Genomic DNA, 26,749 nt, shown 5'->3' on the forward strand with positions numbered 1-26,749 from the left:
AGAAAAAATCGCCTCATTGACATCAAAACTCCATCTATGCTACTTAGGAAATATGCGCAAAAAAGGGGGGACCATCCTAGAGATAAAAGACGTTTCTCTGAGCTTTGGCGGGGTCTCTGCTTTAAGTGACGTGGACCTCCATCTAAAAGATGGTGAATTACTCGCAATAATAGGGCCGAATGGTGCTGGGAAGACGGCACTTCTCAATTGCATCAATGGTTTTTATAAACCGTGGAAAGGGGAAATATACTTTGAAGGAAAGCGAATCACAAAAATGAGACCGGATGCGATAGCTAAGCTAGGTATTGCGAGAACCTTCCAGAACATAGGGCTTTACACAGGGCTTACGGTATTCGAAAACATAATGGCAGCAAGGCATATATTTATGTCCCAGAACCTCCTTACTGATGCCATATTCGTCGGCTGGGCAAAGCGTGACGAATTGAAACATATGGCAGCTGTGGAAGAGATCGTAGACTTTCTCGAGCTTTCTCCTTGGCGGAACAAAATAGTCGGTTCTCTCCCATATGGGTTGAGAAAGAGGGTCGAACTCGGCCGAGCTTTGGCGCTTGAACCTAAAATATTGCTCCTGGATGAACCTATGGCAGGGATGAACCTTGAAGAGAAAGAAGACATAGCCCGTTTTATACTGGAAATATTCGAGGGTCAAGGGGATTCTTACCAAACTCAGGTTTTGAAAAACGGATTAAATAGCATCATTCTTGTTGAGCATGATATGGGTGTCGTTATGGATCTAGCAGAGAGAATAGTTGTGCTCGATTTCGGAAGGAAGATAGCAGAGGGAAGGCCTGACGATATAAAAAATGACGAGCGGGTGATCAGGGCCTATCTCGGAGAGGAATGATGCTCAAAGTACAGAATATCGATGTGGTTTACATGAAGGTTATCCAGGTACTCAAAGGGATCTCCTTCGAATTGAAAGAGGGTCAAATGGTGGCCCTTTTAGGGGCAAACGGCGCTGGAAAAACAACGACCCTCAAGGCCATATCTGGCATGTTGAAAACCGAAGACGGGGAAGTAACAAACGGTTCCATCTATTTCGATGGAAAAAGGATAGATAACCTTTCACCTGAAGATGTGGCGCAGCTAGGTATAAGTCAGGTAATGGAAGGAAGAAGAGTATTGGAACATTTAACTGTGGAAGAAAACCTCTTTATAGGTGCATACCGCAGAAAGGACAAAAAAGGGGTAAAAGAAGATATCGAAAGGGTCTACAATTGGTTTCCCAGACTTAAGGATCTCCGCACTCAAATAAGCGGTTACTTATCAGGTGGCGAACAGCAGATGCTCGTTATAGGTAGGGCATTCATGGCCCGGCCAAAACTTATGCTTCTCGATGAACCCTCTTTAGGGCTTGCACCCCTTGTCGTCAAAGAGATATTCCAGATCATAAAAAGGATAAATGAAGAGACTAATATGTCTATATTACTCGTAGAGCAGAACGCTAAAGCAGCTTTGGAGGTGGCCCAATACGGGTACGTTTTGGAGAATGGGCGGATCGTCTTTGGTGGTCCATCTTCTATCTTGAAAGACAACGATATGGTAAGGGAGTTCTACATGGGGATCTCTTCTTCCGGTAAAAAAAAGGGCTTCAGAGAACTCAAGGCCTATAGGAGGAAGAAGAGGTGGGTGTTCTAGCCCATCTTTTCAAAAAGGGTGACACTATCCCAAAGATCTTGCAGCATAATGCTGAAACTGAAGGTGGAAAGCCTGCTCTTATGGAAAAAAAACAGGGAGTTTGGCATGTACTGAGCTTTGCTGATTACTACGCAAATGTAAGAAAGATAGCGCTTGGTCTTAGGTCGGTTGGGTTTGAGGAGGGTGAAATTGCGATAATAATTGGGGATACTAGTTCTGAGTGGTATTTTGTAGAACTTGCCATATACTCTTTGGGGGGAATCGCCCTGGGTATGTCTCCTGACTCAGCGCCAGACTATCTCCTACATATGGCAAAAAGATGGAATGTCCGTTACATTTTCGCTCAGGATCAGGAGCAAGTCGACAAAGTACTCCAAATAAAGGAGGGTCTTCGCTCTCTTAAAAAGGTTGTGTACTGGAGATACAGGGGTTTGGGAAACTATAAAGATGACATCCTTTTAGGGATTAGAGAACTAGTAAGGATGGGTGAGGAAGAAAAAAAGTCCGAGACTCTATTCGAAGAGATAGTTAAAAAAACAAAGTCCGAAAACCCTTGCACAATAGTTTATACAAGTGGATACAGTGGAAAACCGAAAGGCGTTTTGCACTCTTCTTACTCTATCCTGGAAAACTTAAAGAAGTATCTCGAAAGGGAGTTTCCAAATGGACATGATCGGTTGATCCCGCTTTTTCCTCCAGTTGGACTTGTGGAAAAATTATTCTCGATTGGGTTTCATCTTTTGAGCTCTTCTATCCTTTCCATCCCCGAAAGTCCGCAGACCTTCCTAAGGGATATGAGAGAGGTAAAACCAACTTTAGTTTTTCTTCCTGCACATGCGTGGGAAAAGTTGGTAAGCAAGGTCGAAGAAAGGATTAGAGAGTCGGATAGGCTAAAAAGGGGAGTCTATAGCTTCTTTATGAAAGGAGAAGCTCCCCAAAAACCGCCATACATCCCAAGGATTTTAAGGTCCTTTGGCCACCTTTTTCTTTTTAGCCACCTAAAAAGGCATCTTGGTCTTTCCTGCACAAGGCTTGCATACAATGTGGGACCTCTTCTAAGCGGTCAAGTCTTTGAGTTTTATCGTAGGATAGGGGTTCCTCTTAGGAACCTTTATTGGACTACTGAAACAGGATTTATATCAGCTTCCAAGGATGATTCAAAAAGACCGGAATCTCAAGGGATACCATTTGGCGATATCGGTGTGGGTTTATCGGAAGATGGCGAAATCATTTTAAAAAGTGGACACAACTTCAAAGGATACGCCGATTCAAGCACTGAAGGCTTTACTTTGAAAAACGGCGTATTTTATACAGGTGATTTTGGTACTGTCGAGAACGAAAACGAGATAGTTTTAAAGGGGCGAGCAATCGAGGTTACCCTCAACCCTCTTTACAACCTACCGGTTCAGATTGTAGAAAGTTCTATAAGGCTCAACCCTTATGTAAAGGATGTGTGGATATTTAAGGGAGTAAAAAGAGAAGCCTTATACGCTATAGTGTTACTCGATGACGAACACACAAGAAGAGTTGCAGTAGATATGGGACTCCAGTATCTCGACCCATTGGATTTGTGCCAAAAGAAAGAGATTGCTGATCTCGTAAGGCAGGTGCTAAGAAAGAACAAAGACGTTAAAATAGAGAGGTACGTTGTTCTTCCTGAGGCATTTTGCGTTGAAGGTGAAACTATCTCTTTAAGAAGAGAACTAAGAAAAGGGTATTTGCGAATCGTTTATAAGGAGCTCCTAGAAGGAATCGATTCGGGTCAAGAAAAAGTGCCTATTTTATTACCAAAGACGAAACAAGAAAAAGAAGTAACCGTAAATATTGTCCACGGGGTTGATCAATGACTTTTTTTCTTCAACTGGTTGTAACAGGATTTGCTTTGGGTATGATATACGCCCTTGTGGCCATAGGTTTCGTTATCATCTTTAAAAATTCGAACGCGTTTAACATCGCGCAAGGTCACTTTGTAATGTTAGGTGGTTATCTTGGATACACATTCCTTGTGATCTTAGGTATGCCCCTTTGGGCCAGTATCTTTTTCACGATGGCCATAGCAGCACTTGGAGGGATAATAATCGAAAGGATTGCCCTAAGACCGCTTATAGGTCAGCCCATAATCTCTGTGATTATGATGACGATCGCCCTTTCAAGTATAATTGAGGGAATCGTTACCCTCGTTTGGGGAGGAGAATACAAAACGTACCACGGAGTATTACCTACACTCACCATAAAAGTGGGCGAGATATCGATACCTTCTGAGCCATCCATTGGGCTTTTTGTTTCTGCCGTTTCTGTTACCATCCTTCTTCTCTTTTATCACTACACGAAGATGGGACTTGCCATGAGAGCGACTGCAGATGATCTACACGTTGTCCAGAGCATGGGAATAAGGGCCACAACTGTCTATGCACTCTCTTGGGTTATAGCATTTGTCGTTGGTGTAATAGGCGGTATATTGCTCGGAGCAATATCTGGTGTTATGACTCCCCTTGCCGAGATAGGTCTTAAAGCTTTAACTGTTGCGCTTCTTGGCGGACTTAACTCTATTGGGGGTGCAATCCCCGCAGGGATCATAATAGGGGTTCTCGAAAACGTATCGGCCGGATATTTTGATCCACTTTTACCAAGAGGGGGTCTTGCCAGTGTCTTTCCTTTCATAGTAATGCTCATCGTTTTGATTTTCAAACCCCACGGGTTATTCGGACTTAAAAAGATCGAGAGGATATGAAGATGGAAAGTTTTTACAAAGAGAGACTGAACTTATTTAAGACGAAAAAAGATTGGGCCCTCTTTATCACACTTATCGCGTCCATCGCAGTTTGTCCTCTTTTTCTCTCCGACAGGGTACTTACGATACTTACGATGATTGGAATCTCAGTCATCAGCGTCCATGGGCTTAACCTCCTTACGGGGTACTGTGGACAGGTATCGTTGGGACACGTGGGGTTTATGGCGGTCGGTGGGTATATTTCTGCGGTCCTTACATCAAAGCTCGGTTTTCCTTTTATTGTTGCTCTTCCACTTGCAACATTGGGGGCTGGTCTAGTCGGTCTGATATTCGGTCTTCCTTCACTTAGAATTAAAGGGTTTTACCTCATCATGTCGACAGTGGCAGCCCATTTCATAGTCATATGGTTTGTCATTCAGCTCCATGATATAACAGGAGGATCGGACGGTCTTGCAGTCCCAAAGCCTAGGATAGGTCCGCTCGTCTTTGACACTAAGGGTAAGTATCTTTATCTTGTTGCGTTCTTTGCAATTCTGTCAACTATTGTGGCTCACAATATCGCAAGAAGTAGGGTTGGACGCGCGTTTATAGCGATAAGGGATCATGAAATTGCAGCCGAGGTGATGGGAATAAACCTGTGGAGTTATAAGCTTCAGGCTTTTTTTATTGGATGTGTATACGCCGGATTGGCCGGTGCTTTGCTTGTCCACTATTATGGCTTTGCAAGCGTCGATCAGTTTCCCTTTATCGATTCGGTCTGGTATTTGGCCATGCTAATCGTTGGGGGTATGGGAAGCACATTCGGAGCGGTTCTTGGAGCAATCTCTTTAAAGCTTCTCGATGAACTTGTAACGATAGTTGGACCCTTTCTTGCAAAAATGTTTCCTGCGGTTGCTGCCCAATTTGCAGCATCTTTAAGCCTGATAGTAAGAGGTTTGATCATCGCTGTCTTTCTAATCTTCGAACCTAGGGGACTCTTACATACCTGGGGACTTGTAAAATCCTATTTCCGACTTTGGCCATTTTCAAAGGAGGCAGCCGAATGAAGGGGGTGAAATGAAAGTAGAACTAAAAATTTTACTAAGAAAGGGGGTCAAAAAATGACAAAAAGGTTTCTCTTTATTTTTGCAGCCGCAATTGCCATTCTTGTCACTTTCGTTTTTCCTTCTCAGGCCGCAAAGAAGCTCTACATTGGCGGGTCTTTCGCTCTGACGGGTGCTTATGCGGAAGACGTGGCAGCCGTTCTTGCCGGATTTGAGGACTATGCAAAATACGTAAACGAAACAAAGAGACTTGCTCCTTGGAGAAAGGAAACGTGGCCCAAAGATATTACAATTGAGGTTCTCTGGAGAGACGATGAGCTTAAACCTGCAAAGGCTCTTTCAATTTACGATGAGCTAAAAGCAAAAGGAATGTTGGTATTTAGGGTATCTGGCTCGCCCCAAGCTCTCGCACTCAAAGACAAGCTGTACGAGGACAGAATGATGGCAACAAGCATGGCAACCGGTCCTTATCTTATGAAGCCAAAACCTGGAACAATACTGAGCTACTATCCTATATACACGGACAGTCTCGCTGCTGCCGCGGATTGGTTTAAGGATAACTGGAAGGAGACAAGAAAACCGAGAGTCGCCTATCTTACCGCGGATAACCCAATGGGTAAGTCCATAGAAATTCCCGAAATGGAAGCCTACCTTAAAAAGATTGGTTACGAATTCGTGGGTAGGCAGTATGTGCCACTCGTTCCTACCGCTCCTCCAACAACTCAGCTTATGTGGCTAAAAGAGAACAGAGTCGATTTAGCACTTGGCGTCATGATAAACCCCGGCTCTCAGCCGACGATAAAAGAAGCGGTGAGGCTTGGCATGGGACCACACCTAGATTACAAAATCACATTCGCCATGGCGACCCCTAGCCATCTTCAGGTATTTCTTCCCGCAATGGGGGAACTGGGTGAGGGGTTTGTCGTCGCAGGAGGCTTCCCACCATGGGATGATCCATCTCCAGGCGTAAAGTTTCTGCATGAGCTTCAAAGCAAGTATCGTCCGACAAAAAGGGTAACCCATGTCATGTACATGGCAGGGGTCTTGGAAGCTATGATTCAGGTTGAGGCTGTAAGACTGGCAATGGAACTTGTGCCATTTGAAAAGTTAAGACCTGTCGATGTTCTAGAAAAGGGTGCCTGGAGAATAAAAAATTTGGACACAGGTGGGCTTACACCTACCCCTCTCACCTACGGACCGGAAAAGGTTGAAGGAATCGATGCAGCAAGGGTGGATCAGATTAGAAAGGGAAGAATCGTAAATGTGGGAGTTTATCCTTTAAGACACCTATTCTGAAATGTTAAAGGGCCTGGCCAAACCAGGCCCTTTCTTGTGACTTTTTGCTCATAAAAATTTGCCGTTTAGAATTGTACTCTTGACAAATCTCACGAAGTGTTTTATAAAACTATAAAAATGAAATTTCCTCCCAAGCCCTTAAACGGGCTTTTTTAATCTCACGAGGAGAATCCATGGGGCTTAAAAATTACGACGAGTTGAAGAAGCTTATCGATATCGGTTTAGAAAAGGGTTATCTTACGCCAGATGAAATAAACGACTATTTACCTCACAATATATACTCCCCTGAAGAGATCGAGGACATATTCGATTATATCACAGCCGCAAACATAGATATAGCCGAGACAATCAAGGAAAAGGTAGAGCCTGCAGAAGAAACGAAAGAGTGGGAAGATATAGACAGGCTTTCCGGTGAAAAGACGGACAACATAATATGGGCCTACCTTAAGGACATAGGAAAAGTTTCACTACTCACTCCCGAGGAAGAATACGAGATCGCAAAAAAGATAGAGGAGGGTGAACGAAAGATAAGGAACCTCCTATTCCGAATTCCGCAGGCTATTGTACATCTTGACGATCTGCAAGTTCAGCTGAAGAAGGGAACTATAAGCGTAATAGACGTCTTAAAGAACATTGATGAGCTAAACTACACGAAAAGGGATGAGGAAAAGCACAAAAAGAGGGCAATAAGCCTCATAACCACTATAAAGAGTATCTACGAGAAAAAGAGTCTTATCGAAAAGGAGCTCTTAAGTCCCAATTGTATCAACAGAAAACAGTTAGAAAAGAAGCTCACTAAACTTATGGGCAAGTTTGAGGAGAGTCTAACGAGTCTCAACCTTACTCGAAAGGTCATAGAAGATATAACAAGAAAAATTGAAAAGGAAGTAGACTTCTTGGACGAAGATGAAAAAAGGAATGCCCGCGAAATTCTCAACGAAATTAACAAGACCGAAAAGGAGTTGAAAGAAGTCAAAAATAGGCTTATCCAGGCAAATTTAAGGCTCGTTATAAACATAGCTAAGAAGTATTTGAACAGAGGTCTTTCTTTCTTAGATCTCGTCCAGGAAGGAAACATGGGTCTTATGAAGGCCGCGGAAAAATACGATTATCAGAAGGGGTACAAGTTCTCAACTTACTCTACATGGTGGATAAGACAGGCCATAACCAGATCCATTGCTGATTACGCAAGAACAATAAGGGTTCCGGTCCATGTCTTGGAGACTATGAACAAGATAAGCAAGGTTACCATATCACTATTTCAGGAACTCGGTCGTGAACCAACAATCGAAGAGATATCCAAAAAAGCAGGTCTTCCGGTTGAGAAAGTTCGTAAAATTATGCGTGTATCCAACGAACCGATCTCTATAGAAACTCCGATAGGAGACGATGATTCCAAGCTCGGTGATTTCATAGCGGACCCGAAATCTCCTTCCCCCTTAAATGAACTCATAAAGATATCTCTAAAGGAAGAGATTGACAAGGTCCTTGCGACGCTAACTCCAAGAGAGGAGAAGGTGATCCGTATGAGGCTGGGTATAGGAGAGAAAACCGATTATACTTTAGAAGAAGTCGGTGAGGTTTTCGGATTAACAAGGGAGCGCATCCGCCAAATAGAGGCAAAAGCTCTAAGAAAACTAAAACATCCATCCAGAAGGAAAAGACTCGAGAGTTTTCTTGAGTGATCTTTAACCTTCCAAAATCTCTCTGACCTTTTTCCTAATATTTTCGAGTTTCTCTCTGCTTGCGGGGACAATCTGCATAAATGATGGATCTATTGTGTCTTTGGGTCTAAATCCCTGAACCTTAAGAACCTTTGCTCCCTTTAAGAACCTGGCAACCTCATATATGTCTTCTTCTTCGTGGAATGAAGGAACAAAGGTTATACGAAATTCATAGTCTATCGGTGAGCTTTTTAGGAACTCGACTGTCCTTTCAATTCGTTTCTTTTCAATAGATAACCCGCACCATTTCTCGTATCTGTCTATCGGTCCCTTGATATCCATCGAAATAGAGTCTATAAGACCCCGCTCAACAACGTTTTTTATAACCTCTGTCAAATATCCGTTCGTATCAAGCTTCACCTTAAACCCGTCCTCTTTGAAGATCTGCAAAAGGTACAGTAGTCCATCATGGATTGTCGGTTCTCCACCAGTTATAACCACTCTGTCTATCCACTTTCGATATCTTTTCAGCCTGCCTCTCACGTAGCTCAGGGGCATGTCACTTAACTTGCCGGGAAAAAGGACAAGATCCCTATTGTGACAAAAAGGACATCTGAAATTGCATCCCCCTAAAAATATGACGGCGCACATGTAGCCATCCCAATCGATAAAACTGGTATCTAAAAATCCTTTCACAGGTAAATTACAGATTTTTGACAGCACGTATGACCTCCGAAAAAGAAGGCACAGAACCGAGCCACTTTTTTATTCCATTTTCTTCTTTACTTTCGATCACTATTGATGGTACAGAAAAAACTCCATAAAATGCAGCCTCTGCTAGCCCTTCTGCGGTTTCTATATCGTACTCCTCGAATGGTATTCTCTCTTGAGTAAGGTACCTTTTGAGTCTTACTGTCTCACTGCATTGGGGACAGCCATTCTTATAAAAGATCTTTATCTTTCCCATACCTTCCCTCCTTTATCCAAAAGAAACGTTTTTTGACTCGCCGAAGAATTCTTCATTCCTATATCTGTCCGCTAATTCTCCAAGCTTACCTTTGTTCCAGCTACTTATCTTTGTGAAATACCCCGTTATCCTCGTTATCCCTTCCACATCTTCTGATCCACAATAAGAACATCTCGTCCTTAATCCTCTTAACGTTCTTAAGCAGGAATTACACGTTGTAAATTCAGGAGAAAAGGCTATCTGATCATTTTTTGTGTACCTAAAGGTCTTTATAACAAAATCTGCTATAGCCTCTTTTGAGGGCTGTGATTCTCCCAACCACACATGGGAGATGGAGCCAGCTTCTATGAGCGGATGAAATATACCTTCTGACGTTACCCTTTCTATTGGACTTATCCTCGCACTCACATTAAGATGAGTCGAGTTTGTATAATACACCATGCCACAAGCTACGTTCCCTTTTACGACCCTGCCTGAAATCGGTGAAAAATCCTTAAGATCGAGTCTTGCAAATCTGTAACTTGTGCTTTCAGCCGGTGTCTGCTCAAGAAGTATTCTCATGCCCTCCTTTTTACTAAATTTTTCGGCGAGTAGCTTCATGTGGGCTATCACTTTTAAACCGAACTTAAGAGCCCTTTTTGACTCATGCAGCTGCTCTCCAAGATGGACCTGCACCATCTCATTGAGCCCCACCATCCCGACGAGATGGGATGCTATGTTGAATCTGAGATATGGCATTCCGTCCCTTTTCATAGTGAGAAGGGAGAGAGGGCCGTCTTCTCCGAGGGATAGAAGCTTTTCTAAAAAGTTCCTCTTTTCTTTATGTGCTCGAACGGCAAGCATAAACCTCTGGGTTAGAAGATCGAAGAGCTTCTCATCATTCCCCTTTGCCAAATAAGCTATTCTAGGAAGGTTTATGGAAACGTTCTGTAAAGCACAGTACCTCATTCTCCACGGCATTTTTGCGTCTTCGAGATCTCTCTCATCAAGCTTAAAACTCAATCTGCAGCATTCAGAGATCTTTGCAGTCTCACCTCTGTCAAAGACAAAATAGGTGTTTCCCTTGTCTGCAGCCACATCGCATATGAGGTATAGAAAATCCATGTGTCCGTCCGTTTTGAAAAACTTCTCGGTTATGTGAACTATCGGTTTCGGAAAGAAGAAGGGTCTGCCTGAACCGTCTCCTTCTTTGTAAACCTCAAATAGTTTCAAGACAAACCTCTGTGCTTCCTTTTCGTACTCTTTATATGTCTTCCCAGTAAACTCTCCGCCCGGTCCGATTGCTGGTGTATCTTCAAAGTGCTTGGGAATCTCCCAATATAGGTTTATATCTGAGAATATGGCTTGACCCCCTCTTGCCACAGCCTGCTGTGAAAACTCAAAAACTAGCATCTGCGCAAGCTGTTTAAGTTCGCGATCAGACATTCCAACAAGATAAGGCGCAAAAAAAACATTTACTGCATCCCAACCTATAGCTCCTGCAAAATTGCTCTGCAATGCTGCGGAAAATTTGATAAGGTGGGCAAGAAGGACTTCAGGATGCTTTGCGGGTTTAGCCATGGACAAAGTGTGCGGGAAGTTGAGTCCGAACTTCTTTATATACTCCACTGATTGACCACTGCAGTATGGTCTATCGATGAAGCCAAGATCGTGAATATGGATATCCCCATTCATGTGGGCGTCGGCTACTTCCTGTGAAAAAACAGCAAGGAGCGCATATTCCTTCTTTATCCTTTCCGCAAGTGTAAGGTTCGTTGCTTCAGGTCCGTGTGGAACGTTCGCATTCTCCTTATTTGGATGTAAAATTAGATTTCCCACGTCGTATATCGGCATACCGAGTCTCGTGTGCATCTTTCTCACATTCTCTAATCCCTTCTCTATTAGCTTTGCGTTTACTATTTCCCGGATGAGTGGAGCTGTGATAAACTTTATACCGGATCTTCTCACAATGCTCTCAACCTCTTTGCTTATCTCTTCTGCTTTCGTTTCGTCTATTGACGTCTCTCTTAAAAGTGCTTCGACAATCTTTGACCTATTCCAGTTAGAGATAGTCTCCTCTGAAGTTCTTACAAACAGGGTGATATCTGTAGTCTCCATTTTACCTCCACTAAATATGGCAATTTATCGAAATATCAAACAAAATATAGAATATGTGTCAGAAATTGTCAAGGGAGATTAATAGGTTTCTGCATGAGTAGTTGGGGATTATTATGGGACATTTAAGGAGGATACTAGATCCCAAAACTATTCTCGTGGTCGGTGCAACAGACAGGGAAAACGCTCCGGGAAGTATCGCATTACAGAACCTGCTAAACTCGAAAGGGCGCGTCGTAATTCCTGTAAATCCAAGAAAAAAGGAGCTATTGGGAATCCCTTGCGCAAAAAGATTACAAGATGTCACAGAAAATGTCGATTTAGCAATAATTGCGACACCCTTCGACACCTTACCTAGGGTAGTTGAGGAGTGTGGCAGGCTTGGAGTCGCCGGAGCCATTATCATCTCATCCTCAGATCACGCAGAAAAGCCAAAAGAAACTGTTATTGAAAACCAGTTGGTAGAGATTAGCAAGAGGTACGGAATAAGGATAATCGGACCGAACTGTTTGGGTATCATAAGACCATCTATCGGTCTTAATACTTCCATATTTAACATGATGCCAGAAAAAGGTGGAGTTGCTTTCATCACTCAAAGTACAGGGATGTCTTACGCATTTCTCAAGTGGGGTATCCAGTCAAACATTGGGTTTTCTGTTTTTGCCTCCCTAGGGTCGATGATAGATGTGGATTTCGGTGAAATGATAGATTTCCTTGGAGAGGACCAGTATACCCGAAGTATAGTCATCTACATGGAAGAGAAAATTGGCAATGTGAAGAGATTTGTAAGTGCCGCACGAGGATTCGCAAAAAATAAGCCTATCATCGTCCTGAAACCAAGAAAGACTCAAGAGGAGTGTAAAAATCCTCGCACATACACTTCGTCCGTTCTTGAGAGGGAAAAGATATACGATGCCGTCTTCAAAAGACTCGGGATATTACGAGTTAAGGAGGCAAGAGATCTATTTAACCTTGCCGCTGTTTTACACTCAAAGAGGCTTCCCTCCGGTCCCCGGTTGCTTGTCCTTACAAATACATCTGGATCCGGGTTGATGGCCCTTGATGCTTTAAAGGACCTCGGTGGCGAACCAGCAATTATATCAGAGGAAATTCATATGAGACTCAGAGACGAAGTGGGACCGTGGGTGCAAAGGGGTCTTTTTGTGGATCTTTTAAGGGATGCGGACGAATTTAGGTATAGACGGGCCTTGGAGCTCTGTCTTAAAGAGAAGAATGCGGACGGGATTCTGCTTATATATGCACCGCAGTATCATATAGATTCCACGTCTTTTGCCAAAGCCATTTCAGAGAGTTTAAAAAACACCTCGAAGCCTGTGATCGTCTGTTTTTTTTGTGGAGAAAACAAGGAAATAAAGGATATCCTTCTGAAAAGTAATATCCCGACCTATGACACACCGGAAGAGGCTGTAAGAACTTACCTCTACATGCACAGATACGAAAAAAACTTAAGATCCCTTTATGAAACGCCGAAGGACCTATCCGTTGATGAGATACCCCCGTCATTCAACCTAAAAATAACGATAAGACAGTTCTTGAAAGAGGGCGTAACCGTCCTAACAGATGAAGAGTCTCAAAAGTTTTTGGAGTGTTTTGGAATTCCAACGCTAAGGACGTATTTGGCAAACTCTATAGAGGAAGCTTTGATGTATGCGAAAGACATAGGGTTTCCCGTCGTTATAAAAGTTTCGTCCCCGGATACAATTCACAGGGCCGACTTTGGAGGTGTTATAGTAGATATAAACTCTGAATCAGAACTTCGCATTTCGTACGAAAAGATCCTGCAAAGGATGAAACAGGTCCATCCAGACGCTAGAATAAGAGGGGTGGCTATCCAGAAGATGGTTGAAAAAATAGACTACGAACTCATGCTTGGAGTAAAGAAGGATCCGGAGTTTGGCTCTATAATCATCTTTGGGATGAGCGGTGTTGGGATTAAAGTATTTAGGGATTTCTCAATCGGCCTTCCCCCGCTAAACCAGACGTTAGCAAAAAGACTGATTGAAGATACCCAAGTATACAAGATGCTACATGGTTATGGGGATAAGCCCCCGGCAGATATCGAACAACTCGAAACGATAATAGTGAGCTTTTCTAATCTTGTAACGCAGTTTCCAGAGATTCTTGAGATGGACATAAATCCCCTTGCCATCTCCGATGGTAAAGCGTACGCCCTAGATGCACGAATCGTTCTCGACGAGACTGCTATCAATGGCCATCAGGCAAATACTCATCTTATCATCGCTCCCTATCCCACAAGATATGTGGTCCAGACGACGCTCAAAGACGGAACAAGAGTAACTTTGAGGCCTATAAAACCGGAAGACGAGCCACTAGAAAGAGAGATGCTCCTTAGTGTGTCCGAAGAAACCCTAAGGGGAAGATTCTTTACTGTGCTAAAGGATATAAGCAGGGAGATGTTAATCAAATTCTGCCACATCGATTATGATAGGGAAATGGCAATAGTGGCAGAAATTTCGCAGAATAACAAAAGGAGGATCATTGGTATAGGGAGGCTCATTGTGGATCCAGACTATGAAAGAGGGGAATGTGCTGTTATCGTCCATGACGAATTCCAAAGAAAAGGTCTCGGACTTCGATTGATGGATATGCTTCTTAGAGTCGCAGAGGAAAAAAAATTAACCGAGGTCTACGCTTACGTCATGTCGACGAATAAGAAGATGTTAAACCTCGCAAAAAAGATGGGCTTTAAGATTGAGCCTTTGCCGGATAATTTATGCCTCATCACAGTTAAGCTCACGTAAGGTTCTCTATTTTTCTTTCTCATCCTTCTTTTTTTCTCCCCCATCAGCCATAGTAAAACCGAGCCGCCTGTCAAAAACGATGACCTCTTCTTTTCCAACTCTTCTTGCTAAATGTCTCTCCCTCAGAATCTTTATTCCACCTTTGATTATTCCAAAAAGGGGAATACCCACAATAAAAACGTACGCTACCGCTAAAACCAAAACCGCAAAACCCAGTATTACCATTGTGCTTAACATATCTATCACCTCCTAAAGAAAAAAAGCAATAACCATGCCAATTTTATTTGCTCGATTTTCAATCCTTTCTGGAAATTCAGAAGGCAAATTTACTAATGGTTTGTTGAATTATTCTGCACAAAAAGGCAAAAATCAAAACTACTCGGCGTTTAAACGTGTAGAATATTTCAACATCGTCTAATTTTTCAGTTCTCTGGAGGGAAAGGAGTTAATACTCCTCTCCCATCTTGTAAGTTCCTACTTTTTTGCCTTTTTTTCGTGGCAGGCAGTACACTTTAGGGGACCCTTGCCAGCCTTCTTATGGCAGGACAAACACAAGCCGTGGTAAGCACCTTTTAGTCCCACAGATACTTTAGCACCTTCGTACTTGTATATGTCCTTCGCCGGATGGCAAGGAGTACAGTTATAGGTTATACCCTCGTCTTTGTGATGGCACTCTTTACACCCTTGGACGATATTTATGTGCTTTCCGTGGGGAAAAGAGACTGGATTGTAAAGCTTAGAAAGTTGAGAAAGTGTAAGAACATCGTATTTCTTTACAGGAGAACCATGGCATTCTTTACACGTTGTAGGTCCAGCCATCTCTTTATGGCACTTTATACAGAGCCCGTGATAAGCCTCTCTTAAGGCAATCTTTATATTTCCCTTACCATCCTTCGTATGGCATGCGGTACACGGAGGCGTTTTGTCCCCACTGAAATGGTGGCACTTTTTACAGTCTCCTTCAGCTATCTCCATGTGTTTGTCGTGTGTGAATTTTACCGGTGGGTAGACTTTTGCGATTTTGTCGATCCGAATTATGTCTTGAGCATAACCAATTAATACACCCACAACGAGGAGAACCAATACGATTCCAAAGAAAGACCTTCTCATCGCCACCTCCAACTTTAGGATTGTTTCAGATTATACTTCTTTATCTTGTTATAAAGAGTCGCCCTGTCTATCCCCAAAATCTCTGCCGATCTCTGGATATTCCAGTCGTTTTCCTTAAGAACCCTCAAAATATGCTCCCTTTCAACGGACCTCAACGTTTTGTCAGGAAGGTTGAAATACTCTTCATCCTTATCCAAAACCCCTATATCTTCCTTTCTTATTATGTTGTCCTTACAAACGACCATCGCCCTTTCGATCACGTTCTCTAATTCTCTTACATTTCCTGGCCAGTTGTACTTAACTAGCATCTTCATTGCGTCCTCAGAAACTTTCTGCACGTTCTTTTTGAGCTCCACGTTAAACTTTTCAATAAAATGGTTGACAAGTACGGGAATGTCCTCCTTTCTTTCCCTAAGTGGAGGAATCTCAATCGTTATCACGTTAAGTCTATAGTATAGGTCTTCTCTAAACTTTCCCTCGTGAACGAGCTTTTTTAGGTCCCTATTTGTTGCAGCAATTATTCTCACGTCGAGTTTTATAGGTTTTTCACCTCCGACCCTTACTATCTCTTTTTCCTGGATTACCCTAAGTAAGCTCAATTGGAGTTTAGGGCTTATGTCCCCTATTTCGTCCAAAAATATGGTACCCTTGTCAGCAATTTCGAACTTTCCCTTCTTTTGCGCAATGGCGTCGGTAAACGCCCCTTTCTCATGGCCGAAAAGTTCACTTTCTAGGAGTGTCTCGGGCAACGCAACACATGAGACAGCCACAAAAGGGTATTTCGCCCTTGGTCCTTCGTTGTGTATAGCTCTGGCTAAAAGTTCCTTCCCTGTCCCGCTCTCGCCAAGGATTAACACGTTGGAACTGCTATTGGCTATGGTCTTTGCAAATTCAAAGATCTTTTGCATCTTATGGCTTTTACTTACAAGATCATGGAACCTGTACTGCTCTTCCAACCTCTTCCGGAGGTAGGTCACCTCTTTTACCAGACTTTGGCTCTCTATAAGTCTCTGAATCAAAAGAGAGATCTCCTCCGGGTTACAAGGTTTTACAAGGTAGTCATAGGCTCCCATTTTTATGGCCTGTACAGCCGTATGAACAGTGGCATAGGCTGTGATCATTATTACTTTGGTTTCCGGAGTGACCTCTTTCATTCTTTCCATAAGCTCTAGCCCATCCATCTTGGGCATCTTGAGGTCTATTATGGCTATATCGTAGGGCTTTTCCCTCATCTTGGCCAACGCCTGAAATCCATCCTCCGCAGTATCCACCTTATAACCATCATCAAGAAGCCACTCCTTTAGAGATTCCCTAACTATTTCTTCGTCGTCCACAACCAAAATGCTGATATCCTTGTCCATCCTTTACCTCGTATTAAGCTTCCGCTCTTTGTTCTTTCTGTTCCTTCTCAAGTCTTACGGGTAGTTTTACCGTGACTTTAGTTCCTTCTCCCTTTTTACTTTCAACGTTCAGATTGCCTTTATGGGCATTTACGATCCCATAAACTACAGAAAGGCCAAGTCCAGTCCCTTTCTCTTTTGTGGTAAAGAATGGGTCAAAAATCTTGTCCAGAAGCTCCTTTTCAATACCAACTCCCGTATCTTCGACCTCGATGAAGACCTTCTCCTCCTCCGCTAAAAAACCGGTTCTGACTTTCAGCCTACCACCTTGTGGCATAGCCTCGCATGCGTTCATCAAAATATTCATAAGGACCTGCCGCATCTGTTGTGGGTCAGCTGTGATAAGTGGAATGTCGGAGTACTCTTTAACAACTTCTATGTTCTGCAATGAGATTTGGTTAGAAAGGAAATTGAGGGAATCATCGACAATATTGTTAAGATTTACGTCAAACTTTAAGGAAGGTTCCCTCTGTCTTGCAAAATCAAGCAAATTTCTAACAATGGAGCTACACCTCTCTGTCTCTCTAATCATCGTCGTGAGGTATCCTTTTATTTTCTGTATCTCCTCTTGAGAGAGTCCATCCCTTGCGAGTCTTTTCTCGATAAGCTTAGTGTACGTTAGAATCCCGTTTAAAGGATTGTTTATCTCGTGGGCTATAGTAGCTGAGAGTTTTCCTATTGAGGCGAGCTTTTCCGATTGAATGATCTGTAACTGTGCAGCCTTTAACTCTTTCGTCCTCTCTTCAACCTTCTCTTCCAAAGTACGGATAAGTTCCTTAATTTCCTCATCTGCTTTTTTTAGCCTTTCTGTCATCTTCCTGAATGAGAGTGCGAGTTCTCCAATCTCATCGTAACTCCTTACCGGAATTTCACAGTTGAAGTCCCCTTCCGCTATCTTTCTTGTTGCTTTTACGAGCTCTTTTACCGGCCGATTAACGCTTCTAAAGATGGCGCCAATGATAATCGTAGAAATGGCAAATATCGTGACAACACCAAAAAAGAGAAACTTTCTTTTGGCTTCCTCGATCTTTCTATGGGTGTTTTCGATGGAAAGGACTATATCTAGAACCCCCAAAACCTTCTGTCCGGGGGGATGGTAGTGGCAAGAGGCATTGTAACATTCAGGCTCGTTATAAATAGGGTTTATGATGCCTAAACTCCTCTCACCGTCTACCTGGAATATCCTCGTCCTTTTAGGTGTATCTAGCCTTTCTAGGGGCTGACCTGCCTGATGGCACACATAGCAAGCCTCAGCCTCTTTAGCCACCATTTTCCCTATCTCATCCTTGTCAGAGGAGAACATTATCTTTCCTTCTTTGTTGAAAATCCTAACCTTCTTTATACCTTCTTGGTGTCCGACCGTCTCAATCGAGTAATAGATCGCTTCGCGGTAGTTATGGAGCATGTCGAATTTTAAACTTTTCGTGAGGGTTTCGCTTAACTGCTTTGCTCCAAGAATGGCCTGATCGACCATCTCCCGCTCTTGGGTTTTAATATTGATGTATGTGAAGACCCCTATTACCAGAACGGCTATAAGGGCTACCCAGAAGGCAAGCCTAAATCCAAGACTTTTTATGAAAAAGTATCTCTGGATTCTTCTTATGGAATTTACCAATCTTCGAGATTTATACCATAGAGCTAAGGCCCATTTCAATGACCTGCTTTTGTTCTCCTCTAGTTTCTCACCTAGGATTTTGGTTCTCCACCATCGGCCATCGTAAAACCGAGTGCCTCTTCAAACCTCACACCTTCCAAATTGGCAAATACAGGTTTTACTTCTTCCCTTAATGCAAATTTAGACAAACCTACAAAAACACCCGCAAGTGGTAGTATCACGACGAACAAATAAGCTATTCCAAAGACAGCCAAAGAAAGTATCATTACTACGAAGGGGTTCATGTTAAACCTCCTTTCCTTTAAGGAATCTTCCAACTATCTCTTTTATCCTGTCCTTCTCCACTATTCGAGCCCTTAAGTCCTTGGTGAGCTCTCCTCCGTCGACCATCGTTCTTAAACTACCTTCTCCAAGCAACTGCCGTAACTCTCCTATGTGTCTGTCGAGGATCCTTTTCATCCCTTCCGCATCTAGAATTTCAAGATCGCCTTCTATTTTTACCTCCAAGATCCATCCGTATCCGTAAGGATCCAGATTTATCATGTTTGGAAATTCATAAAGCCTCTCGTTGACCCCTAAAACCTGCCCGGCAACCGGTGTGGGAACTTCAAATACTCCCTCCTTTAGCTTGAACCGAACTAGCCATTCACCCGCTTGAATCCTGTCACCTTTTTCCCTTGTGAGGACTTGACTTACATCACCGAGGATGTACTGCGCGAAGTCATCTACACCGAGACGGAAAACACCATCCTCCTTTTCAACCCAGATGTGATTTTGCAAGTATCTTTTTGCCTCATCGATTAGAAAGCCCTTATACCTGATTAAAGTCCGTTTTGTGTCCTTGCCGGCCATTCTTGTGTACACTGGGCAGGACTCATAACCACCTGTATTGCACGGTGAAGCCATAAGGTGGTTTGCGGCTATCTTCTTTAGAGGATAGGCCACACAGAAACTTATTACCTCAAAACCCACAAAGGGACAGATGTTTGAGTCTCTTTCGAGATTCATCTTCTCTCTATCAAAGAATGGACATTCTTTGTGTTTCTCTTTGAGGCAGAAGTTTTCAGTTTCTGAGATCCTCTCCACAGGCAACATCTTTCTTAGGGGGAAGTTCTTGCAGTAAATAACTTTCTCGTCTCTTAAGAGCGGACATCTTGTCGTTTTTGCTTTTAATTCCTTGTCTCTCACTTTCATGCCCTCCTGTAATTTTTAGCTGCAAGGAATATGCCGGATTCAATTAGCCTTTTTTGAGGAGAAAATAGGACAAGGACACTTTTTCTTCGTGTGGAACTTATAGACAGATTTTTTTGTTTCTTGTCAGTTGAGAATTGAAAGGTGTATAAATATTCATCACAGTCTATTTTTTCAGCATCGATAAGGTTTACGTGAGTAAGTAAACTGTTCTTTTTTGTTTCGGAAAATTAACTGTGGCCTATGTCAGTGAAGACCAAACATTCGTAAGGTCCAAGTCTTATGTGTAGACCCTTATTTATCAACTCTTCAGTTGAATACCGGTACTCTAAATTTTTTCTCTCGTCCCTAAGCACGGTATAAAGACCTTTTCTCTTTGAAATCCCAAGTGCGTCAGAGATTTTAACTTTGAGAAGATCTACCTTACCTGAAGTTTTCTTGACTTTTTTGGGAACAGAACTCCTTATCCAGCCCGATGTGACTTTGTTTTTGTTATGGTAGATAACTAGTGCAGTTTTATCCCCTCTCGAGTTGGAATACACAAAGACATCTTCGTCTATGCTTCCGTCATCTTTGACGAAATCGTAAAAAAAGAAGTTTTTCGTACTTGAGAAGAGTTGTCTATTCTTAAGAATGAAGAATATTTCCCTTTCGTGCCTTTTTACAAAGGCTTCGTTTTCTTCCTCATCAAGATAGGGTCTTTTGAACTCCATCCCGTATTTCTCTTTAAACCCTTCTATCTGGCCATGCCCGAACATAGGAAGACCTGGAAGAGAAACCATCATAGTACAGACACCGAAATACTTATCGTTTAGGCCAAACTGCTCGTATGCTGTTTTCTCATCCGGATTCGTCATAAAGTTAACAAAACGTTTCAAAATTTCTGGATCGAATTTCAAAGTGTTCTTTATGATCTGTCTATACTTTGCATTTTCTTCATCTCTCAACATGTTCATAAAGGCACTGTTGTAAACTCGATCCATTCCTAATTCCTTTATAAAAAAACCTTCGAGAAGCCAAAAAGCCTCAGCTATGAGTAATGTCTCTGGACTTTCCTCTTTTACTTTTTTGACTACATCCTTCCAGAACTCGGAAGGCATATACTTGTCGAATTCCTCCTTTGTCATGGCAAACTCAGCCCTTGTGGGGATTGCACCGCCCTTTCCGGGTTCCGGAAACCATAGCCTCTGGTAGTGCATTTTTGTTAAAGTCATGGCGGCATCAAATCTGATAATGGGGAATTTTTTTGCAATCTCAACTATCAATCCCAAAACCGCATCCCTTACATCTGGTATCAGGTAGTTGAGTTGTATTGTGTCGTTCCATGGCATCCCTGTTCCATCGTTACCGTGGTAGATGTAGACCACTTCGCCTGTGGCTTTGTCTACTCTTTTACATACGACTGCCGCATCTGTTCTGTCATAGTAGTGGTCCTCTATGAATATTTCGAGGCCAGGGTCTAATGAAAGATTGTGAAGGGAGAATCTGTACCAAGGATACGGATTGTCGTATCTATAGATAAACCACTTCGGCTTCTCCACCATCCATTTTGAGTAAATACCCATATGGTTGGGCACCATATCACATCCAAGTTTTATCCCGTGCTTTTCCGCTTTCCTTTTTAAATCCTCGTAGGCAGACTCACCCCCTAAGTCCTTTGCTACAACGTAATCGTATATGGAATATGCGGACGCAATAGCCTCTTTGTTTCCGCAAAGGTTCTTTATCATCTTGGAAGCAATGCTTCTTTCCCAGATACCGATAAGCCAGATCCCATTTATGCCCCTCTCTCTCATAAGGAGAAGTTCTTCCTCCGGAATCTGATCGACTCTCTCAATTGGTCTACCGTATTTTTTGGAAAGCTGGGAAAGCCAAACGTGGGTATGCTTCGCAACCAAAACAAGACTTTCCATCCATTCTGGTTCTGGGATGAGTTCTGCCTCTTCCAATAGATGGGTATAATCGTATACATCGTGCTTTTTCGGTTCCAAAAAGAAGAAAACCTTCTCTTCTTTTACAGAGTCGCTACCTTTTTTCAGCTTGAGGAGAAGGTCCCCTAAAAGGTATCCCCAGTTTTTCACTATGTAACCTATTTGTCCATCCAGTGAGTGAGGTTCGTGATCGATCGGACTTAAAAGCATCTGTAGAAGGTTTTGTTTTAATGGACCGAACGGTTCCTGATTGTCGAAAAAGTCTTTGGTCTCTTTTATAACTTTGAGATACTCGCTTTCCCTTTTTAATATCTCATCGCTTATAAAATCACTCAGGAAAGAAAAGGCAGGATTTATGTTTTCGAGCCAAAGAACGAGAATCTCTTCAAGGATAAGCTCTCTTTTTTTTGGATCGATCTTTAATCCTTCTAAATATTCCTTTTCCGTAATGTCACCAAGGTATACCGGAGACGGAGGAAACTCACGGACAAAAAGAGAAAAAAGATGCTCAATGACTGTCTTTCCCAGTTTTTCCACAAGAAAATGATAAAGTTCCTCGAATACAGTCTCCTTCACATCTTTTCTATAAAGCGAGATTACATAATGGAGAACTTCAACAATCACTCCGACCGTAAAGACATGGCCAGGCTTGAGGTTCTTTTTTGTTTTTTCGTTGTATTCATAAACGAAATTCTTGGTCGCTGAAAGATCAGCAAAGACTATATTTCCAGAAAGAGAATAAAGTTGCCTGTCAAAACGTAAAAGATCGCGCATCTTTTTCGAAATGTGAAATTCTCTCATAAACCTAGATAAGCTTCCACAACTTTTGGATTAGTTTTTAATTCCGAGGATACTCCTTCCATGAAGACCCTTCCGTTTTCTAAAATATAGACCCTTTTAGAAACATCTAGCGCAATGTGAGCGTTCTGTTCTACCAAAACTATAGAGATTTCACTTTCCCTTTGTATCTTTTTTAGGAGCGAGAATATCTCTTCTGTTATAACGGGGGAGAGCCCCATCGACGGTTCGTCAAGTAAAAGGACCTTAGGAGAACCCATAAGGGCCCTCCCAATGGCAAGCATCTGTTGTTCCCCTCCTGAGAGTGTCCCTGCGAGTTGTTTAAGTCTCTCTCTTAGTCTAGGAAAAGTGGTAAGGACGATTTCCAAAAGCTCTGACTTTTTCTTTTTGTCTTTAATGAGATAACCACCGAGATCGAGATTTTCGAAGACCGTCAGATTGGAAAACACTCTTCTTCCCTCGGGGACCATAACTATTCCCCTCTTTACGATCTCATAGGGTTTTAAATTGACTATGCTTTTTCCTTCAAATGTTATGTCACCAGTTTTTGGCTTTATTAGTCCGGCGATGGTTCTCAAAAGGGTTGTCTTTCCCGCACCGTTTGCGCCTATTATGGCTACCGTCTCCAACCTCCCAACACTTATCGAGAGCTGATCTATGGCTTTTATGACTTCATAGTAGACTTCTATTTTTTTTACCTCAAGCATCGAAGTTTCTTCCAAGATATGCTTCTATAACCCTTCTATCCCTCCTTACCTCTTCGGGTTTACCCTCCATGATTTTCTCACCGAAATCCATAACCATGATCCTTTCCGATATTCTCATCAACAAGTCCATCTGGTGCTCAATAATAATGATCGTGAGAGAGTATCTATCTCTAATCTCTAGAAGGAGTTTACTGAGATCAGAAATCTCTTTCGGGTTCATTCCCGCACCAGGTTCATCTGCTAAAATAAGCTCCGGTTCAGTGATCAGTGCCCTTGCTAGCTCTAGCTTTCTCTGCTCGCCATATGGAAGGCTTGACGCAATCGTATCTTTTTTTTTGAGTAGACCGAAGAAATCCAAAATTTCATCTACTTTCTTTTCAGCCTCTTTCTCTTTTTTCAAATACGAGTATGTTCTAAAAAGGGCGGAGAAAAGACTGTAATTGCTTTTGGCGAATGCCCCTAGTGAAACGTTTTCATAGACAGTTAAATTTTTAAAAAGCCTCAAATTTTGGAATGTTCTTGAAATTCCAAGACGCGCAATTGCATACGGTTTAAGCCCTCCAAGTTCTAAGCCCTTGAACTTGATTGAACCTTCCTCTGCTCTATAAATCCCCGTTATCAAGTTAAAAAGCGTAGTCTTTCCGGCTCCGTTGGGACCCATTATTCCAAATACTTCTCCTTTCTTTACGGAGAAGCTCACCCTATCCACAGCCCTTAACCCTCCGAAACTCTTTTTAACATTGACAACTTCAAGGATGTTCATCCGTATTTTTTTCCTAAAATACCCTGAGGTCTAAACATCATTATCAGGATAAGAAAAATCGGTATGAACACCCATCTAAGCTCAAGTACTTCGTCAGGAAGGATTATCCTCAGTCCTTCTATGAAACCGACCCAAAGAAGTGAAACGTATACCGTTCCATTTATGCTTCCCATCCCTCCTATTATCACTATCATGAGAAAATCGATCGATCTTAGAATGTCAAAATTGGAAGGATGGAGAAAACAGTAAAGATTCGCATAAAGCGCACCTCCGCATCCCGCAAGAAAGCACCCGTATGTGAAAGCGAGTAACTTCATCCTGGGAGTATTGATCCCCAAAGATAGGGAGGCAAGCTCATCCTCCTTTATCGATTTTAAGAAAAGGCCGTATGAAGAACTGACTAGATTGCGGGTCATAATATGTAAAACTGTGGCAAAAAAGAACGATATTTCCAGAGTGGTCAATTTTGGAATCCCAGAGAACCCTCTCGATCCTCCCAAAACTTCTATAACCCTGTCGGAATTATCAAGGAGTACTCTAACGAGTGTTCCAAAACCCAAAGTGGCAATTGCTAAAAAATCCTCTTTAAGCCTCAATATGGGTATGCCTATAAGACAAGCACATGCTCCACTTACAAGACCAGAAATGATGACGATTGGGATAAAATATAACGATCCGTCGATGCTCAATGACTTAGTAATAAAGGCACTCACATATCCGCCTATTCCATAAAAGGCCGCATGTCCTAGCGAGAATTGGCCCGTATATCCGTAAATAACATTAAGACCTTGGGCTGCAATCATAACTATTGTGGCGTAAATGATTATCTGCTGAATGTATGGGCTGACCCATCCGGTGAGAAAAAGAAGCTTTAAAGACGCGTATATTACGATAATTTTAACTAATGTACTTTTTGCCTCGCTGAAAAGTTTCATACTTTTTCCACGATTCTTCCGAAAAACCCGTTGGGCCTTATAAGAAGGACAAAAATAAGAATGAGGAAAATGAACGCATCCCTCAAAGTCGACGATATGAAGGCAGAAACAAAAACCTCAGATACTCCTATCACCAGTCCACCGAGGACTGCGCCATGGATCGCTCCTATTCCTCCTAATACTGCTGCTATAAAGGATTTTATTCCGGGCATAATTCCCATGAAAACGTTTATCTGGGGATAGGCGATCCCATATAAGATGCCTCCGATTCCCGCAAGAGATGCACCCACAACAAACGTAAAAGAGATTATCCTATCCACATCTATACCCATAATGGAGGCTACTTCTCTGTCCTCTGAGATGGCCCTCATAGCTCGCCCATATTTTGTTTTATAAACAAGGATGTAAAGAGCAACCAGGGACAAAAACGTGGTAAAAAAAATCGTTACCTGGACGTTCGTGATACTTACGATTTTTAAGTTATAGGCCTTCACCTCGAAAGGCCTTGGAAAGGCGATATAGTCAGGTCCGAACATCTGCTTAAGACTTAAAAAATACTCAAGAAAAAGGGAAACACCAACAGCTGTGATAAGTAGAGAGATTCTCGGAGCATTTCTTAAAGGTTTATAGGCTATCTTTTCAATCGAATAACCTAGAATTGACGTTACAAGCATGGTGATGAAAAAGACTAAAAAAAGCGGGATCTTTGTCTTCGCCAGCAAAAAATAGCCGGTAAACGCTCCAACCATAAAAACGTCACCATGCGCAAAATTTATGAGCCTTAGAACCCCGTAGACCATCGTGTAGCCCAAAGCGATCAGTGCGTAAACGGAGCCGAGCTGAAGCCCGTTTACACACTGATCAAGGATGTAGAGAAGCGTTTCCATTTAGGGATTAATCGTTGTTACGTACTGGATCCTGTCTTTTTCTATTTTAAGGATAACTACGGATTTCACGGCGTCTCCATTTTTATCAAAATTTATCCTTCCCGTTACACCGTCAAAGTTCTTCATAGCAACCAGTGCCTTTCTAATCTCTTCTCCCTCTAAACTTTTGGCACTGTCTATGGCTTTAAGAAGGATAGAAGTAGCGTCGTAGGTTAAAGCGGCAAGGGCGTCCGGAACAGTGTTATGCTTCTCTTTATATTTCTTTATGAACTTTTCTGCAACAGGGTCCTTCCTCTCGGGAGAGTAGTGATTTGTAAAATAACCCCCCACTATCGCATCCTTCGCTATCTTTAAAAGCTCGGGGGAGTCCCAACCATCTCCACCTATGAGGACTGATTTAAGACCCTTTTCCCTTATCTGCTTTGCGATAAGACCCACCTTGTTGTAGTAATCGGGAAGGAATATGACGTCAGGCTTTTTCAGTGCGATCTTCGTGATAAGGGCGGAAAAATCGACGTCATCTTTTTGGTAGGATTCGTAGGCTACAATTTTTCCGCCTCCTTTCTTAAATTTTTCGCTGAAAAATTCCGCAAGCCCCTTCGAGTAATCGTTCCCAACATCGTAAAGGACTGCCGCCTGCTTAGCTTTTAGTTCGTTGAGGGCGAAGGTTGCGGCCACACTCCCTTGGAAAGGATCAATAAAACAGGCGCGGAAAACGTAAGGCTTTCTCTTTCCGTCCTGAACAGTGACTTTAGGGTTAGTGGCAGTTCCGGTTACCATCGGAACTCTGTTATTGTTAGCAACCTCACTTACAGGGATAGCAACCTTGGATGTTAATGGACCAACAATGCCTCGGACCTTGTCTTGAGTTATGAGCTTTAATGCTGCGTTGGTTCCCTCGGTCGGATCGTTCTTGTCGTCAGCTATTTGGGTTTCAAGCCTATACTTTCCCTTCTCTTTGTATTCTTCGCAAGCAAGCATAAAACCATTCCTTGCCGATTCGCCGAAAGTTTTTACGTCTCCTGTAAGGGGCGCTATAAGACCGATTTTGACAGTCTCTTTAGCATACGCAAAAGCCGAAATTAAAAAAATTAAAAGAATGGCAAACCTTAAAGATTTCATCCGTACCTCCTTTTTGGTTTTTTGTTTGAATTTAAGGATAAATTAAACTTGGT

General features: G+C 42.5%; 23 protein-coding genes. 8 read left to right on the top strand and 15 right to left on the bottom strand.

Annotated features, from left to right (window positions below; genetic code table 11):
* Positions 1-52: 52 nt before the first annotated feature.
* From NZ583_01050 to rpoD, 7 genes are all read left to right on the top strand, one after another.
* On the top strand, positions 53-865 hold the full coding sequence (locus tag NZ583_01050; GenBank protein MCS7280205.1) for an ABC transporter ATP-binding protein: 813 nt from the start codon (positions 53-55) through the stop codon (positions 863-865).
* Positions 865-1,659, top strand: coding sequence for an ABC transporter ATP-binding protein (locus NZ583_01055; GenBank protein ID MCS7280206.1), 795 nt, complete (start codon positions 865-867; stop codon positions 1,657-1,659). Before NZ583_01050 ends, NZ583_01055 begins: the two co-directional genes overlap by 1 nt.
* Positions 1,647-3,506: an AMP-binding protein gene (locus NZ583_01060; GenBank protein MCS7280207.1), complete on the top strand. Its 1,860-nt coding sequence runs from the start codon at positions 1,647-1,649 to the stop codon at positions 3,504-3,506. Before NZ583_01055 ends, NZ583_01060 begins: the two co-directional genes overlap by 13 nt.
* Positions 3,503-4,390 carry a branched-chain amino acid ABC transporter permease gene (locus NZ583_01065; protein ID MCS7280208.1) on the top strand — a complete coding sequence of 296 codons (888 nt, stop codon included), beginning with the start codon at positions 3,503-3,505 and terminating at the stop codon, positions 4,388-4,390. The genes NZ583_01060 and NZ583_01065 overlap by 4 nt, the downstream gene beginning before the upstream one ends.
* A 2-nt stretch (positions 4,391-4,392) precedes the next feature.
* Complete coding sequence (locus tag NZ583_01070; protein ID MCS7280209.1) at positions 4,393-5,436, top strand: branched-chain amino acid ABC transporter permease; 1,044 nt, start codon at positions 4,393-4,395, stop codon at positions 5,434-5,436.
* 54 nt (positions 5,437-5,490) lie between these two features.
* Complete coding sequence (locus NZ583_01075) at positions 5,491-6,729, top strand: ABC transporter substrate-binding protein (protein MCS7280210.1); 1,239 nt, start codon at positions 5,491-5,493, stop codon at positions 6,727-6,729.
* A 173-nt stretch (positions 6,730-6,902) separates the two neighbouring features.
* Positions 6,903-8,414 carry an RNA polymerase sigma factor RpoD gene (gene rpoD / locus NZ583_01080; GenBank protein MCS7280211.1) on the top strand — a complete coding sequence of 504 codons (1,512 nt, stop codon included), beginning with the start codon at positions 6,903-6,905 and terminating at the stop codon, positions 8,412-8,414.
* 3 nt (positions 8,415-8,417) lie between these two features.
* Here rpoD and NZ583_01085 read toward each other — a convergent pair whose 3' ends face one another.
* Genes NZ583_01085 through nrdD form a run of 3 tightly spaced genes read right to left on the bottom strand, consistent with a single transcriptional unit; the run spans position 8,418 to position 11,457 of the window.
* The gene (locus NZ583_01085) at positions 8,418-9,089 is read right to left on the bottom strand and encodes an anaerobic ribonucleoside-triphosphate reductase activating protein (protein ID MCS7280212.1); all 672 of its coding nucleotides are present in this window, start codon (positions 9,087-9,089) and stop codon (positions 8,418-8,420) included.
* Positions 9,090-9,096: 7 nt separating this feature from the next.
* A complete protein-coding gene (locus NZ583_01090) occupies positions 9,097-9,360 on the bottom strand; it encodes a glutaredoxin family protein (protein MCS7280213.1) in 264 nt (87 codons plus the stop codon).
* A 12-nt stretch (positions 9,361-9,372) separates the two neighbouring features.
* Complete coding sequence (gene nrdD / locus NZ583_01095; GenBank protein ID MCS7280214.1) at positions 9,373-11,457, bottom strand: anaerobic ribonucleoside-triphosphate reductase; 2,085 nt, start codon at positions 11,455-11,457, stop codon at positions 9,373-9,375.
* 113 nt (positions 11,458-11,570) lie between these two features.
* On the opposite strand from nrdD, the gene NZ583_01100 reads away from it, so the two are divergent.
* A complete protein-coding gene (locus tag NZ583_01100) occupies positions 11,571-14,237 on the top strand; it encodes a bifunctional acetate--CoA ligase family protein/GNAT family N-acetyltransferase (GenBank protein ID MCS7280215.1) in 2,667 nt (888 codons plus the stop codon).
* A 6-nt stretch (positions 14,238-14,243) separates the two neighbouring features.
* On the opposite strand, the gene NZ583_01105 is transcribed toward NZ583_01100, so the two are convergent.
* The 12 genes from NZ583_01105 to NZ583_01160 form a co-directional block, all read right to left on the bottom strand.
* On the bottom strand, positions 14,244-14,474 hold the full coding sequence (locus tag NZ583_01105; protein MCS7280216.1) for a hypothetical protein: 231 nt from the start codon (positions 14,472-14,474) through the stop codon (positions 14,244-14,246).
* A 237-nt stretch (positions 14,475-14,711) separates the two neighbouring features.
* On the bottom strand, positions 14,712-15,347 hold the full coding sequence (locus NZ583_01110) for a cytochrome c family protein (GenBank protein MCS7280217.1): 636 nt from the start codon (positions 15,345-15,347) through the stop codon (positions 14,712-14,714).
* Positions 15,348-15,361: 14 nt separating this feature from the next.
* Entirely contained in the window at positions 15,362-16,708 is a 1,347-nt protein-coding gene (locus NZ583_01115; GenBank protein MCS7280218.1) for a sigma-54 dependent transcriptional regulator, read from the bottom strand.
* A 13-nt stretch (positions 16,709-16,721) separates the two neighbouring features.
* Positions 16,722-18,362, bottom strand: a complete 1,641-nt coding sequence (locus NZ583_01120) for an ATP-binding protein (GenBank protein ID MCS7280219.1) — start codon at positions 18,360-18,362, stop codon at positions 16,722-16,724.
* A gap of 71 nt (positions 18,363-18,433) precedes the next feature.
* Positions 18,434-18,646 (bottom strand): hypothetical protein, encoded by a 213-nt coding sequence (locus NZ583_01125; protein MCS7280220.1) that lies wholly within the window; start codon positions 18,644-18,646, stop codon positions 18,434-18,436.
* A 1-nt stretch (position 18,647) separates the two neighbouring features.
* Complete coding sequence (locus NZ583_01130; GenBank protein MCS7280221.1) at positions 18,648-19,556, bottom strand: hypothetical protein; 909 nt, start codon at positions 19,554-19,556, stop codon at positions 18,648-18,650.
* 227 nt (positions 19,557-19,783) lie between these two features.
* Positions 19,784-22,285 (bottom strand): alpha-amylase family glycosyl hydrolase, encoded by a 2,502-nt coding sequence (locus NZ583_01135; GenBank protein MCS7280222.1) that lies wholly within the window; start codon positions 22,283-22,285, stop codon positions 19,784-19,786.
* Positions 22,282-22,989, bottom strand: a complete 708-nt coding sequence (locus NZ583_01140) for an ABC transporter ATP-binding protein (protein ID MCS7280223.1) — start codon at positions 22,987-22,989, stop codon at positions 22,282-22,284. The genes NZ583_01135 and NZ583_01140 overlap by 4 nt, the downstream gene beginning before the upstream one ends.
* Positions 22,982-23,752 carry an ABC transporter ATP-binding protein gene (locus tag NZ583_01145; protein MCS7280224.1) on the bottom strand — a complete coding sequence of 257 codons (771 nt, stop codon included), beginning with the start codon at positions 23,750-23,752 and terminating at the stop codon, positions 22,982-22,984. The genes NZ583_01140 and NZ583_01145 overlap by 8 nt, the downstream gene beginning before the upstream one ends.
* A complete protein-coding gene (locus tag NZ583_01150) occupies positions 23,749-24,687 on the bottom strand; it encodes a branched-chain amino acid ABC transporter permease (protein MCS7280225.1) in 939 nt (312 codons plus the stop codon). Before NZ583_01150 ends, NZ583_01145 begins: the two co-directional genes overlap by 4 nt.
* Positions 24,684-25,574, bottom strand: a complete 891-nt coding sequence (locus NZ583_01155) for a branched-chain amino acid ABC transporter permease (GenBank protein ID MCS7280226.1) — start codon at positions 25,572-25,574, stop codon at positions 24,684-24,686. The genes NZ583_01150 and NZ583_01155 overlap by 4 nt, the downstream gene beginning before the upstream one ends.
* Positions 25,575-26,696, bottom strand: coding sequence for an ABC transporter substrate-binding protein (locus NZ583_01160; protein MCS7280227.1), 1,122 nt, complete (start codon positions 26,694-26,696; stop codon positions 25,575-25,577).
* Between the last annotated feature and the right edge of the window lie 53 nt (positions 26,697-26,749).

The organism is Thermodesulfobacteriota bacterium (genome assembly GCA_025062045.1).
Classification (GTDB): Bacteria; Desulfobacterota; Syntrophorhabdia; order Syntrophorhabdales; family JANXAF01; genus JANXAF01.